This window comes from Lewinella sp. LCG006 (assembly GCF_040784935.1).
Lineage (GTDB): Bacteria > Bacteroidota > Bacteroidia > Chitinophagales > Saprospiraceae > Lewinella.
The window spans coordinates 4,622,549-4,636,699 of sequence record NZ_CP160680.1 but is presented as its reverse complement, the minus strand read 5'-3'; the positions used below and the strand labels follow the sequence as shown (position 1 = coordinate 4,636,699).

The window sequence follows — 14,151 nt, the reverse complement described above, 5'->3', positions numbered from 1 at the left end:
AGATTGGAAATCTATCTTTTTCCTGCCAAATTAACAAGTGTATGAAACAACGCTTACTTGCTTCTTTTTCCAGTGCGTTTGCGCACAGTAGAATGGAAAAACTGCTCCTGACAGGACTTTTGTTTTTTGTCGGCATAAACTTACATGCGCAGGTACATTGCAAAATTTTCTTTTACCTCGACCCCGACATTTGCAACACGGACAACATCCTCCTCCGGGCACAACCGTGGCATACAATGGTGGAACCCATCACGTACATTTGGTCAACGGGCGAGACGACCCAGTCGATTTCGATACCCAGCGCCGTTGGGACTTACAGTGTGACGGTGACAGACAATGCAGGCTGTACGACCTCCGGCACCTTCGAGGTAAACCCAACGCTGTTTGATTACTACATAGAAGTATTCAATGGCTGCCCGGGGGATCCCCTCTTTTTGGGCGTTGTGTGGAATCAGTTGCATGAGCCTAGCACTTTCACCTATGAGTGGTCAACGGGCGATACCGGGCCGAGCATAGAGGTATCTGGGGCGGGCTTCTATTCGGTGACCATCACCGATCCGGCTACCGGGTGCTCCACTACTCTGTCCCGAGATGTTGCCTATTTCGACGCGCCCAATCCAACCATCAGCGGGCCTACCTCGCTTTGCAACAGCGGATCTGTAACCTTGGAAGTCCAAGGTGGGCCTTATGTACAGTATTATTGGGATCCCTATGTTGGGGATTTCGAAACGGTTGTCATCACCCAACCCGGCACGTACAGTGTCACAGTATTGGATGAAAACAATTGCTACGGCGATGCTACCGTAGAAGTAACGACAGGCGCTACGACACCTATTATTAACCAAACCGTTCCCCTTTGCGGGAATCAGCCTGGGATGTTGCACGTAGCCAATGAAAGTAGTTTCAATACATTCCAATGGAACACGGGCGGCTCGGGACCAACGCTTGCGATTGACCAGGCAGGCACTTATACGGTGACAACCACCGATGCGTCGGGCTGCACGGCTACGCAAAATTTCGAGGTACTGCCTGCTGAAATAGGGATTTTCGGGAATGTGTCACCGCTTACATCGTGTACGGCGGCCAACGGGAGCATTGTTGTGAATATGTTACCGTTTGGAAATTACACCTTCAACTGGAGCAACGGGAGCCAAACGGCCAATATTACCGGACTGTCAGCAGGCAGCTATACCATCACAGTAACCAACGAAGCTGGTTGTTCCCAAACGGCTGACTTTCAAATTGACGACCTGACCACCATGCCCGTAGTGACTTTGCAAACTACGCCCAGCAGTTGCGGCGGCAACAATGGGGCCATCGCAGCGGATGTGTTTCCATCCGGCAACTACACCTACCTTTGGAGCAACGGCGAAGCCACCGCCAGCATCGACAACCTAAGTGAAGGCACCTACAGCCTGACCGTAACAGACAATAACGGATGTACCACCACAGAAACCGCTTTCGTTTCGGCTGACGGCGGAGCGGGCATTTCTTTGTTTATCACTGCTTTTGACAACAATTCCTGCACCATCCCTGACGGCAGTATCGACTTGACCATTCTAGAACCCGGCAGCTACATCTATTTGTGGTCGAACGGCGAATCCACCGAAGACTTGACTGGCATCGCACCCGGCGCGTATTCCGTCACCGTCACGGGCAGCGGCGGCTGTAGCCAAACCACTTCCGTCGTCGTCGGCGACGCTGCTACGCTACCACAAGTCGGTGGCCAAGCCACGCCCGCGCTGTGCGGCCAGGCCGATGGCAGCATTAACTTGGCGGTCTCCCCTGCCATCGGTAACTCCTTCGCCTGGTCGAATGGCGACTCCTCCGAAGACATCACCAATCTGCTGCCTGGTGATTACTCCGTCACCGTCACGGCGGCCAATGGGTGCGAATCTCTTGCCACATTCACCGTCGGCAACACCGATGCGACGATCACCTTGCAGGCCGTAGGTGCGGACAACACCTCCTGCTCATCCCCCAACGGCAGCATCGACCTCACCGTCGCCGAACCCGGCAGCTACAACTTCCTCTGGTCAACCGGCGCACAAACCGAAGATCTTACGCAAATCGAAGCGGGCTTCTATTCCGTCACCGTCACCGATGGGAATGGGTGTTCGGCGCAGACAGCCGTCGTCGTTAATGCAGCTTCAGACGCACCCCAACTATCTGCCATAACGCAGGAAGCACTCTGTCAGCAGGCCACGGGCAGCATCAACTTGGCGGTATCCCCTGCCCTCGGCAACTCCTTCGCTTGGTCCAATGGCGACTCCTCCGAAGACATTGCAAATCTGCTGCCTGGTGATTACTCCGTCACCGTCACGGCAGCCAATGGGTGTACCGCCACACAGACAATATCCGTCGGCAACACCGATGCGACCATCACCTTGCTGGCCGTAGGTGCGGACAACACCTCCTGCTCATCCCCCAACGGCAGCATCGACCTCACCGTCGCCGAGCCCGGCAGCTACAACTTCCTCTGGTCAACCGGCGCACAAACTGAAGATCTTACGCAAATCGGAGCGGGCACCTACTCCGTCACCGTCACCGATGGAAATGGGTGTTCGGCGCAGACAGCCGTCGTCGTTAATGCTGCTTCTGACGCTCCCCAACTGTCCGCCACACCGCAGGAGGCACTTTGCCAGCAGGCTACGGGCAGCATCAACTTGGCGGTATCCCCTGCCATCGGCAACACTTTTGTGTGGTCCAATGGCGACTCCTCCGAAGACATTGCAAATCTGCTGCCTGGTGATTACTCCGTCACCGTCACGGCAGCCAATGGATGTACCGCCACACAGACAATATCCGTCGGCAATACCGATGCGACGATCACCTTGCAGGCCGTCAGCGCGGACAACACCTCCTGCTCATTCCCCAACGGCAGTATCGACTTGACCATTCTAGAACCCGGCAGCTACAACTTTCTCTGGTCAACCGGCGCACAAACCGAAGATCTTACCCAAATCGGAGCGGGCTCCTATTCCGTCACCGTCACAGATGGGAATGGGTGTTCGGCGCAGACAGCCGTCGTCGTTAATGCAGCTTCAGACGCTCCCCAACTGTCCGCCACACCGCAGGAGGCACTTTGCCAGCAGGCTACGGGCAGCATCAACTTGGCGGTATCCCCTGCCATCGGCAACACTTTTGTGTGGTCGAATGGCGACTCCTCCGAAGACATTGCAAATCTGCTGCCTGGTGATTACTCCGTCACCGTCACGGCAGCCAATGGGTGTACCGCCACACAGACAATATCCGTCGGCAACACCGATGCGACGATCACCTTGCAGGCCGTCAGCGCGGACAACACCTCCTGCTCATTCCCCAACGGCAGTATCGACTTGACCATTCTAGAACCCGGCAGCTACAACTTTCTCTGGTCAACCGGCGCACAAACCGAAGATCTTACCCAAATCGGAGCGGGCTTCTATTCCGTCACCGTCACCGACGGGAATGGGTGTTCGGCGCAGACAAGCGTCGTCGTCAATGCTGCTTCAGACGCTCTCCAACTATCCGCCACACCGCAGGAAGCACTCTGTCAGCAGGCTACAGGCAGCATCAACTTGGCAGTATCCCCTGCCCTCGGCAACACTTTTGTGTGGTCGAATGGCGACTCCTCCGAAGACATCACCAATCTGCTGCCTGGTGATTACTCCGTCACCGTCACGGCGGCCAATGGATGTACCGCCACACAGACAATATCCGTCGGCAATACTGATGCCTCTATCACCTTGCAGGCCGTAGGTGCGGACAACACCTCCTGCTCATCCCCCAACGGCAGTATCGACCTCACCGTCGCCGAGCCCGGCAGCTACAACTTCCTCTGGTCAACCGGCGCACAAACCGAAGATCTTACGCAAATCGGAGCGGGGACCTATTCCGTCACCGTCACCGATGGGAATGGGTGTTCGGCACAAACAGCCGTCGTCGTTAATGCAGCTTCTGACGCTCCCCAACTGTCCGCCACACCGCAGGAGGCACTTTGCCAGCAGGCTACGGGCAGCATCAACTTGGCAGTATCCCCTCCCCTGGGCAACTCCTTCGCCTGGTCCAATGGCGACTCCTCCGAAGACATTGCAAATCTGCTGCCTGGTGATTACTCCGTCACCGTCACGGCGGCCAATGGATGTACCGCCACACAGACAATATCCGTCGGCAATACCGATGCAACGATCACCTTGCAAACCGTCGGCGCGGACAACACCTCCTGCTCATTCCCCAACGGCAGTATCGACTTGACCATTCTAGAACCCGGCAGCTACAACTTTCTCTGGTCGAACGGCGCACAAACCGAAGACCTTACGCAAATCGGCGCAGGAACCTATTCCGTCACCGTCACCGATGGGAATGGGTGTTCGGCGCAGACAGCCGTCGTCGTTAATGCAGCTTCTGACGCTCCCCAACTGTCCGCCACACCGCAGGAGGCACTCTGCCAGCAGGCTACAGGCAGCATCAACTTGGCGGTATCCCCTGCCCTCGGCAACTCCTTCGCTTGGTCCAATGGCGACTCCTCGGAAGACATTACGGGGTTGCTACCTGGCGACTATTCCGTCACCGTCACGGCAGCCAATGGATGTACCGCCACACAGACAATATCCGTCGGCAACACCGATGCCTCTATCACCTTGCAGGCCGTCGGCGCAGACAACACCTCCTGCTCATCCCCCAACGGCAGCATCGACCTCACCGTCGCCGAACCCGGCAGCTACAACTTTCTCTGGTCGAACGGCGCACAAACCGAAGATCTTACGCAAATCGGAGCGGGCTTCTATTCCGTCACCGTCACCGACGGGAATGGGTGTTCGGCGCAGACAGCCGTCGTCGTTAATGCAGCTTCTGACGCTCCCCAACTGTCCGCCACACCGCAGGAGGCACTCTGTCAGCAGGCTACGGGAAGCATCAACTTGGCGGTATCCCCTGCCCTCGGCAACACTTTTGTGTGGTCGAATGGCGACTCCTCGGAAGACATCACGGGGTTGCTGCCTGGCGACTATTCCGTCACCGTCACGGCAGCCAATGGGTGTACCGCCACACAGACAATATCCGTCGGCAACACCGATGCGACGATCACCTTGCAGGCCGTAGGTGCAGACAACACCTCCTGCTCATCTCCCAACGGCAGCATCGACCTCACCGTCGCCGAGCCCGGCAGCTACAACTTTCTCTGGTCGAACGGCGCACAAACCGAAGATCTTACGCAAATCGGAGCGGGCACCTATTCCGTCACCGTCACCGATGGAAATGGGTGTTCGGCGCAGACAAGCGTCGTGATAGCCCCGCCAACGCTTCCAACCCTACAGATAAGTGGTGCGGACACTTTGTGCGAAGGTACGCCGACCACCTTGGTCGCTGATGCTGGATTTGCGACATACGCCTGGTCAAATGGGGGGAGTACGGCCAGTATCACCGTCCAGACGGGTGGGGTTTACGCATTGACGGTGACGGATGCAGGCGGATGCCTGGCCACACAGCAATGGACACTGACGGGCCTGCCCAGCAGCCTGACGACGCTCACCAACTATACCTGCCAGGCCGCGGACACGGGGACGGTGGTGACGACCTACACCAACCAAGCCGGATGCGACAGCGTGGTCGTCGTACATACGGAACTGTTGGCTACGAGCATGACGGAGGTGAATCTATCGGCTTGCACAGGCGAAACAGTCACTTTTGACGGCATTCCCATCATGGCGGGCGACAGCCAGTTTTTTACCTATACTTCCAGCAATGGTTGCGACTCCATCGTCCATGTGGCGGTTTCGGTGCTGTCTCCGCTGCAAGTTGAGACTAGCGATGCCATCCTCGACTGCACGCAGCGGGAAGTGGTGCTTAGCCCCCTTGTATCGGGTGGTGCAGAAGAAGATCAATTGTCATTTGTCTGGTCAGATGGTTCTACTGAGCCCAGTTTATTGGTAGATGCAGCTGGTACCTACTCTGTACGGATTTCCAATATTTGCCAGAGCACTATTTACACCATGCGGGTCCGCTACATTCCGGATGAAACATTGCGGGATGCTTTCTATGTTCCCAACTGTTTTTCCCCGAATAACGATGGCAACAATGACGTGTTCCAGGTATTCCCCAACCCTGCTTTTGAGCTGCTCAACTTCGAGTTCAGGGTATTTGATCGTTGGGGTGATGCTATGTTCCTAACCAACGACATCCAAAAGGGTTGGGACGGAATTTTCAGGGGGCAAGAAAAACAGCCCGAAGTTTATGTCTGGTACCTCAAAGCCCAACTGGTTCTTTGCGACGGAAGTCTGAGGGAATACTTCAACAAAGGGGATGTGACGATTGTCCGATGAGTTTAATTCGCCTATTTTTTGACCTACAAAAATAAAACTCCCAAAATCAACTCCCCCCTTTATTCAAAAAAGCCCTGAGGTCTTCTACCTGCTGATTGCTCATCCGTTCTTCGGTGTAATGAGGCATATAGGCCCGTTTTCCAGGGCTGGGGCTGGTGCCGTAACGCAAGACCTGGTAGCTGGAATAGCGGCTGTACTGAGGAAAATGCTTGGCCAGGAAGCTCAGACTGTAGGTGGATTCGTCAAGATTGAAAAAAGAATAGCGCCGTTCGCCGTGGCAATGCAGGCAACTTTGTTGGTACACCAGCGCACCTTTCATCGGATCCCCCTCCTCTTCATAACCCGCTATGCGATCAGGGGGTGGAAGAAGGAAAGTAGCGGGAGAATGATCCAGGAAATACGAATTCACCAAGGCGGCAGCTGATTTTTTATCTCCCTTGCCCATAGCTGCGTCTTCAATGGTAGAAAGACTGCTGGCAGGCAAAGATAAATCGCCCAGTTTCAAATCTATCGTCCAGAGATAGGCCAAAATAGATTCCATTTCCCAGTCTGCCAATGCACGCCCTTGCGCACATTCGGTAGCACACAGGGCAATTGCTCCGCGCAGATCATTGCGCGCGGGACGCACCAGATCACCGTATTTTTTTTCGTAATCACCATTGTAATAGGTCTTCCTATTCACCACTCCATAAAGGGTAGTACCTGGTAGAAAAGGAATGTTTTTCTCTGCCACATAAGTCAGCCGTGCTTCGGGATCGGCGTAGCGTAAATCTGGATCTTCTTTCACCGTATTATGGCAAGAGGTACACACAAAATGCTTGCTCTGCCGACGGGTATTCCCTTCGCCATCGGGATAAGGGGCTATACCTTCGTGCACCAATTGCCGCCCTACTTCAACCGATACGCCCGCAATATCCGTTTTTACCCGGTGCTGGGCAGGCGTCTCCCCTAGTGCTTCAAGCACTTCGGCTACCGAAGTTTCAGCAGTCAAGGCCAGCGGCTGATCTTGAGGTTGAAAACCGGCCAATAAACTGAGGAGAAGCAAGGGAGTTAAAAAGATGATCAAACTGCGCATAAGTCAAGCGTATTTTGGGATGGAAATACTAGAGATTAAACCAACGAGAAATTGTAAATCCTAAACGAAACTGACCTTCCGTCCAGTCGGTGGTCGTGTAAGGGATAAAATCTGTTTCCATCAAAGCAGTAGCATTGGTCAGGTTGACCTGAAAAATATGCCCACTGGTTTCGAACTCAAAGCCCAGGCCAATAGCTGGAAAATAACCAGACCCACTTTTACGAGAGTCAATCAATGGGAAAACCGCATCTGCCAATAGTCCAAAGGTGCGTGTGACCTGCACTCGCCCTCCGGCACTGAGGCTAAACATGCCATTTTTGTCTTCAAACGGTACCAAATTACGGTGGGTATAGCCAGGGCTTACCTGTAGGGAGAAACCATCGGAGAATTTACGGGCCAGGATCAACTGAATGTGCGAAGCTATCCGATGGCTGAACTCTGGAAAACTGGCGATGGAGGCCTCATTACCAGCACCTTCCAACTTCTCTTGGGTAGAAAGCGACACCAAGCCCATGAGTGTAGCCGACAAGGGAGTGCCGCCACTTTCTTCCTGTCGGGTGAGGCGTAATTTTCCTACGCCATTCAATAACTGACGCAGACCAGGGAAACCTTCAACTGACACGCCAGCGCCTTTGGCGCGGTAAAGCCCGGCGGTCAGGCGATCAGAAATACCATACTCGGCACCGATACTGACATCACTGGCCGTCTCTAAGCCGTAAAAGGTAGCAAACCCACCATTATCCCCGGCAATATCACCAAAGCGGTGGCTGATCCTCACATCCAGACGCCCCTTGGGCAAGGTTTCTGGCGAGTGAATATTAACTACGCGTGAGTCCTTAAAGATGCGGTACACCTGCTCCTGCGCGCCAAGGCTAATGTTACCCAGTAGCACTATCAAGGCCAAAAGGTATAAAGGGGTCTTTGTTCCGTTCTGTGTCATCGTGTTTTCTTTTCGGGTAAGTCTATTCAGGGAAACCAGCATTCAGCCAGCATTCTATCATCGTTAATTGATCGGATGTAAGGTCAATAGGCCGACCGTTTGGTGCAAAATTGGGAGGCATTCCCGTCGTAGGATCTCCCCGTTGGATCAGTACGCGCTGCCGGAAGGTGTTGTCTTGTAAGTAAGGCAACAAGCCATTGTAGCTATCAAACCGCCCCGGTGAACTATCCAGGTGGCAGCCACTATAAGCACAACTCTCATCAATAATCGGCTTTACTTCCACCGCGTAGGTGGGAGTGTCCACCCCACAGTTGGCCATTATTGGTTCAGGTAGTTGATCAGAGGTACAACTCCCTAATAAAAGTACAGCGCACCAAGACAGCAGGTAAAACGCTGTATTTTCAGAGATTTTCATAAATGTATTCCTGTTTACTCAACTAAATGAAGCTACCAATTGTAGTATCAGCAGCTCATTTGTCAATTTCGTTTTCAAGTGGACGCAAAGAAAAGGTAAAGACAGCAATATTTTTATCCGCTGGATTACTTTCTCTGTCTTAGTATTGTTATTAATGCACTGATACTGCTTAATCACAAAATATGTTGCGGTTTTTGAGCTTTTTTTTGCCCTTAACCACAGACTATTTTACATTTGTAACTACAAAATCTTTAACAAATATGTATCCAGTAGAATTAACCATCCCGATGGCGCAAGACTTGACCAATTTCGGTTTCAAGAGCCTGGCAACAGCGGAAGATGTTGATAATGCCCTCGGCAAAAGTTCCGGTACCACCTTACTCGTTGTCAACTCCGTATGTGGTTGTGCAGCTGCCAACGCTCGGCCAGGTGCGAAAATGGCTGCACAAAACGACAAGGCTCCCGACAATATGGTTACCGTGTTCGCCGGTGTAGACAACGCTGCTACGGCCAAAGCACGTGAATATTTACTGCCTTACCCTCCTTCTTCACCAGCAATCGCTTTGTTCAAGGATGGCCAATTGGTACATTTTCTCGAAAGACACCACATCGAAGGCCGTTCTGCTGAGATCATCGCCCAGAATCTCAAGATGGCTTTTGATCGCTACTGCTAGAATTTTAGAGCTTGTTAGCTTAATTCCGAAGGTAGTACACCAATTGTATTGCCTTCGGAATTTTTTTGCATACTATTACTGATACTGAAACCAGTATGATTCTACGTAAATATCCTGAGGTCCCTTGATGGCTCCACAAAAGCACTCACCTAATCTATGATTCAAACAGCCCGACTTAGCCTGCGCGAGCTCACGCCCGATGATGCACCATTTATGTTGGAGCTCCTCAATTCGCCCGACTGGCTCACCTACATTGGTGATCGCAAGGTGCACGACCTGGTCGATGCCAGGAAGTACCTCGAAGAGCGAAATATCCCCAGCTACGAAATAAACGGCTTTGGCTTTTATGCAGTCGTACGCTCAGAAGATCAAACCATCATTGGCACTTGCGGATTGGCCCAACGCGACTTTCTGGATCATCCGGATATTGGCTTTGCGTTCCTCCCTCAATACTTCGGCCGGGGTTACGCCCTGGAAGCTGCCGAGGGCGTCATGAAGTTTGCGAAAGAGGACCTGGGACTCACCCGCATAATGGCCTTCACCTTGCCCAGCAATGCGCCTTCCATTCGATTATTGGAGAAGATCGGCCTCCGCAATATCGGCACCATCAACATTCCTGACGATCCAGAGGAGCTCTTGCTCTTTGAGAATTCCTGAAAAGCGCCGCACATCCATGCCTCACTAAAAAACTTTCTCATACAGTTCCCGCTCGTGCGAGCTTGCCGGCGTACGATTTTCTAAGATCTCAAAGACATTTCTCTTGATGGTATGGGCGATGTCACCCGTAGGCAAGTCATTGCAATCCAAACCAAAAGGGTCTTCAATTTCCTCCCCTAGCAGCTCCACGCCCAATAGCGCAAAAAACAAGAACATCGCCAATGGTACTGCTGCCATGTGAAAGCTAGTCACCAACGCAAAAGGCAACAAGAGTGCGTAAGCACTGATGAAAATTTTCAAATAAACAGCGTAAGAAAAAGGTATGGGCGTTTTCTTAATACGCTCACAAGCGCCCAAAATATCCAGCAAGGATTGGTGCTGGGGTTTGATATTGATGTAATCGCCTTCATTGATCACTCCGTTACGATGGTCAGCAGCTATTCTTTTAAAAATTTGCTGAGCAATATAGTTGGGCACATGGTTTTTCTTTTCGTATTCCTCAAGTTCTTCTTTGGACAAATAAATCAGTTTATCCAATTGAGTTCCTTCCCTCAGATGCTCCACCAAAGCCAGGCAAAAATTGCTGATATGGCTTGCCATCCAATGGCGTGTATCCTCATCTTTTTCGGGATACATGCTGTCTACGTAGATCGCAAAATTGCGGGTGTTGTTCACCAAAGCACCCCACTGCTTACGTGCTTCCCACCAACGATCATAAGCTGAATTGGTACGAAAAACCAGGAAAATGCTCAAAATCACCCCCAGCAAGGAGAAGATGCTGGTGTTGAGCTGAACGTACTCCATCCACCCCATTTTTTCAATCACCACACACACGACCAAAGCGTAAACCCCCATTACGACCACTGCGCGTACAATGCGGGTCATGGTCCAGCTTTTAAAGAGGTGGCTGACATCTCCCAACCAGTTTTGATTCGTTTTGTATAAGATCATTCGTTTTTAGTTTAAATTTCTGCCAGGTATTCGTGGACAAACTTGATGGCCATAGCTCCTTCACCTACCGCCGAAGCTACTCGGTTCATGGCCCCCGACCTTACGTCACCCGCCGCAAAAATACCCGCCTGGCAGGTTTCTAGCAACAAAGGTTCGCGCTCCAACTTCCAAAAGCTATTGTAGTCAGATCTGGTTCGCAAATCCCTTCCTGTCAGTAAAAATTTCTTGTTGTCAGAAAGTAGGTTGTCAGGCAGCCAATCGGTGGCCGGTTTAGCTCCTATAAAAACAAACAGCGCATCAGCATGTACTTCCTGGGTACGCTCGTCTTGGCGATTACGCAAAAACAGCGACTCCAAGTGTTCACCACCACAAGCTTTGACCACTTCCGTATGCCCAATCACCTCAATGTTCTCAATCTGATTGATTTGTTCAATAAGGTAATGAGACATCGAGGAAGACAAATCTGGTCGGCGGATAAGGATATTCACCTTTTTCGCATACTTCGATAGATAGACCGCCCCCTGTCCAGCAGAGTTACCACCTCCAACGATGTAGACCTCCTTATTTCGACAACTGGCGGCTTCCGTCATGGCAGCTCCGTAATATACACCTGCCCCGCTAAAGCGCTCAACGCCTTCGGCAGACAAGTGGCGATATTCTACGCCGGTAGCTAACACAACACTTTTGGCAATGATGGTTTTGCCATCGCCCATCTCCAAGTGCTTGTAATTACCTTCAATCCTAATGTCTTTGACCGTCTGTGGGGAAAGAAACTCTACCCCAAACCGGGTAGCCTGGGTAATGGCACGTCGTGCAAGGTCGGCGCCACTTAGTCCACTGGGAAAGCCGAGATAATTCTCGATTCGCGAGCTCGTACCCGCCTGTCCACCGGGCGCACGACGCTCAATAAGTAGTGTCTTTAAACCTTCAGAACCACCATAAACGGCAGCGGCCAGCCCGGCAGGTCCTGCTCCGATAATCGCCACATCATACAACTCCGAATCAGCTACCACTTGCATCCCCAGTGCTTGGGCCAAGGCTTCAACGGTAGGATTGGTAAGTACCTGCCCTTCTTCCAGTACAACTACTGGCAGGTCTTTTCCACTCAACTGATGGGTCAGTAAAATTTCCGACGCCTTGATATCAACATCTACATCCAACCAGCGGTAGGGTAATAGTTGCCCAGATAGAAAATCCTTGATAGCGTGCGACTGTGGCGCATACTGATAGCCTACCACTTTGATTCCTCTAAAGGCTGGTGTGTAATCACTTTGCCAGTCTTCCAGTAAATCATCCAATACTGGGTACAAGCGCTCTTCTGGAGGGTTCCAGGGTTTAACCAGATAATAATCCAGTTGCACATCATTGATGGCCTTGATGGCGGCATTCGTATCCGAATAGGCGGTCAGTAGCACCCGCTTAGCTTTTGGATAAATCGCTTTCGCTTTCTCCAAAAAATCTACCCCTAACATTTCGGGCATCCTCTGATCCGATAAGAAAAGGGCTACCTCCTCTTCTTTGCTTTTCAACTCATCAAGCGCTTCCAGTGCTTGTTTAGCCGAATCGGTGCTGATGATGCGGTAATCCTGCCGGTAACGATTCCTTAGATCACGCTTTATCGAGCGCAAAACCTGGGGGTCATCATCTACAGAAATGATAATGGGTTGTTTATTATCTGCCATAAATTGTCATCTTAATGTTTAATAGGCAAACAGACTGAAAAGGTTGTCTTGCCAGGTTGCGAACTAACATCGATCGTTCCCCGGTGTTTTTCAATGATCCGGTGCGAAACTTCCAGCCCTAATCCAGTGCCTTCTCCTACGCCTTTGGTGGTAAAAAACGGGTCGAAAATATGGTTAATTACTTCTTCAGGAATACCGTGGCCGTTGTCGGTAATTTCGACAATCACGTTATTGTACCGTTGATAAGTTTTCAAGTGCAAACGGCCTTTGGCAGGCATTGCATCAAGGGCGTTATCAATGATATTCGTCCAGACCTGGTTAATTTCGCCAGGAAATATCTCTACGGGTGGAAGATCCAGGTTCAGCTCTTTTTCCAGCGTTATTTGTTTTTGTTTCAGCTTATGCTTGAGCATCATCAGCGTGCTCTTGAGTCCCTCGTGAATATTGCGGGCTTCCATGCTGGAAGACTGGTCCATGTGGGTGTAAGATTTCACGGAACTCACCAATTCGGCGATACGATTAGCAGCTTCTTTTATTTCCGCAACGATTTTCTCGGTACTAAATACGCGTTGTGCCCAACGCAATACCGGGCCAAGTGCCTGAGTATCTAATATATCCGCAATTTGCTCCAAATCTTCTTCCGTAACAGAAAATTCCACAAAGGTATCCGCCAGGTCTTCCGCTTGCTGTACGTGGTGATCTTCCAGCCAATCGATCAAGTCATCCTTCCGGCTTTCTTGCTCCATGAGCGAAAGGTCTTCAAAGTCTCCCAACTGGTTAATTTTGGGAAAAATAATTTCATTGATCTGATCGGTTTCTTCCGAGGTAATCTTCATCGTGATGACCTCCTTAAAGTCTTCCGGGGAATTATGTAAACGAGCATACAGCTCTTCTACACTTCGAACAATAGCCGACGCAGGGTTATTCAACTCATGGGCCAAGCCTGCCGACAACTTTCCCAGGCTCATCAGCTTCTCCGACTGTAATCGATTCTGGGTGAAATCTCGGATTCGGTTGGACATTGCACCCACCAGCCGTTGCACCAGGGCATAGCTAAAATTCACCATCTCCACAAAATGGTCTTTGTGCAAACGCAGCCCCGTCAGATGAGCCACCACCGTGCCGTGAGCTTTTATTTCTTTCATCCTGGAAAAAGGTAGTAAACCCGAGATGGTAGGAGCATCTTCAATACCCAAATCCCTAAACTCACCTCCTTGAGGCATCTGGATTTTGTAAGCTCCGGTGAGGATCAAAAACATGTACTCCGCCTCCATTCCAGGAGTAAACATCTCCTCCCCTTCATCGAAACTCACGTACTCACTTTTTTCTACCAGCCATTGGAGGTCGGAAGTTGGAAGGCCATTCAGCGTTTCTATTTGCGTAAGTTGCTGGGCTAAATCAGGTGTTTTTTCTAGCGTTTTCATTGAATAGTAGGCGTGGACGTTAAGGAATATG

9 protein-coding genes are annotated in these 14,151 nt (G+C 51.4%); 3 read left to right on the top strand and 6 right to left on the bottom strand.

The annotated features are described in order from the left end of the window. Window positions 1-41: 41 nt before the first annotated feature. The gene (locus AB0L18_RS16765) at window positions 42-6,302 is read left to right on the top strand and encodes a gliding motility-associated C-terminal domain-containing protein (RefSeq protein ID WP_367388458.1); all 6,261 of its coding nucleotides are present in this window, start codon (window positions 42-44) and stop codon (window positions 6,300-6,302) included. A 46-nt stretch (window positions 6,303-6,348) separates the two neighbouring features. On the opposite strand, the gene AB0L18_RS16760 is transcribed toward AB0L18_RS16765, so the two are convergent. From AB0L18_RS16760 to AB0L18_RS16750, 3 genes are read right to left on the bottom strand one after another with little or no spacing between them, the layout of a single operon-like run. Continuing rightward, window positions 6,349-7,377 (bottom strand): c-type cytochrome, encoded by a 1,029-nt coding sequence (locus AB0L18_RS16760; RefSeq protein ID WP_367388457.1) that lies wholly within the window; start codon window positions 7,375-7,377, stop codon window positions 6,349-6,351. A gap of 28 nt (window positions 7,378-7,405) precedes the next feature. After that, window positions 7,406-8,317 (bottom strand): DUF5777 family beta-barrel protein, encoded by a 912-nt coding sequence (locus AB0L18_RS16755; RefSeq protein WP_367388456.1) that lies wholly within the window; start codon window positions 8,315-8,317, stop codon window positions 7,406-7,408. A 22-nt stretch (window positions 8,318-8,339) separates the two neighbouring features. Beyond that, the gene (locus AB0L18_RS16750; protein ID WP_367388455.1) at window positions 8,340-8,732 is read right to left on the bottom strand and encodes a hypothetical protein; all 393 of its coding nucleotides are present in this window, start codon (window positions 8,730-8,732) and stop codon (window positions 8,340-8,342) included. Window positions 8,733-8,992: 260 nt separating this feature from the next. Here AB0L18_RS16750 and AB0L18_RS16745 point away from each other — a divergent pair, with 260 nt between their 5' ends. Next, the gene (locus AB0L18_RS16745; protein WP_367388454.1) at window positions 8,993-9,406 is read left to right on the top strand and encodes a BrxA/BrxB family bacilliredoxin; all 414 of its coding nucleotides are present in this window, start codon (window positions 8,993-8,995) and stop codon (window positions 9,404-9,406) included. A 156-nt stretch (window positions 9,407-9,562) separates the two neighbouring features. Next, entirely contained in the window at window positions 9,563-10,063 is a 501-nt protein-coding gene (locus tag AB0L18_RS16740) for a GNAT family N-acetyltransferase (protein ID WP_367388453.1), read from the top strand. Window positions 10,064-10,087: 24 nt separating this feature from the next. On the opposite strand, the gene AB0L18_RS16735 is transcribed toward AB0L18_RS16740, so the two are convergent. The 3 genes from AB0L18_RS16735 to AB0L18_RS16725 are packed head-to-tail and all read right to left on the bottom strand — an operon-like array spanning window position 10,088 to window position 14,120. Further along, window positions 10,088-11,014, bottom strand: coding sequence for a bestrophin family protein (locus tag AB0L18_RS16735; RefSeq protein ID WP_367388452.1), 927 nt, complete (start codon window positions 11,012-11,014; stop codon window positions 10,088-10,090). Between the two features lie 11 nt (window positions 11,015-11,025). Further along, window positions 11,026-12,696 (bottom strand): FAD-dependent oxidoreductase, encoded by a 1,671-nt coding sequence (locus AB0L18_RS16730; protein WP_367388451.1) that lies wholly within the window; start codon window positions 12,694-12,696, stop codon window positions 11,026-11,028. Window positions 12,697-12,707: 11 nt separating this feature from the next. Beyond that, window positions 12,708-14,120, bottom strand: coding sequence for an ATP-binding protein (locus AB0L18_RS16725; RefSeq protein WP_367388450.1), 1,413 nt, complete (start codon window positions 14,118-14,120; stop codon window positions 12,708-12,710). Window positions 14,121-14,151 lie beyond the last annotated feature (31 nt).

Coding starts and splice junctions, on each gene's coding strand:
- AB0L18_RS16725 (WP_367388450.1), bottom strand. CDS start 14,120: ATGAAAACGCTAGAAAAAACACCTGATTTAGCCCAGCAACTTACGCAA.
- AB0L18_RS16765 (WP_367388458.1), top strand. CDS start 42: ATGAAACAACGCTTACTTGCTTCTTTTTCCAGTGCGTTTGCGCACAGT.
- AB0L18_RS16730 (WP_367388451.1), bottom strand. CDS start 12,696: ATGGCAGATAATAAACAACCCATTATCATTTCTGTAGATGATGACCCC.
- AB0L18_RS16750 (WP_367388455.1), bottom strand. CDS start 8,732: ATGAAAATCTCTGAAAATACAGCGTTTTACCTGCTGTCTTGGTGCGCT.
- AB0L18_RS16755 (WP_367388456.1), bottom strand. CDS start 8,317: ATGACACAGAACGGAACAAAGACCCCTTTATACCTTTTGGCCTTGATA.
- AB0L18_RS16760 (WP_367388457.1), bottom strand. CDS start 7,377: ATGCGCAGTTTGATCATCTTTTTAACTCCCTTGCTTCTCCTCAGTTTA.
- AB0L18_RS16745 (WP_367388454.1), top strand. CDS start 8,993: ATGTATCCAGTAGAATTAACCATCCCGATGGCGCAAGACTTGACCAAT.
- AB0L18_RS16735 (WP_367388452.1), bottom strand. CDS start 11,014: ATGATCTTATACAAAACGAATCAAAACTGGTTGGGAGATGTCAGCCAC.
- AB0L18_RS16740 (WP_367388453.1), top strand. CDS start 9,563: ATGATTCAAACAGCCCGACTTAGCCTGCGCGAGCTCACGCCCGATGAT.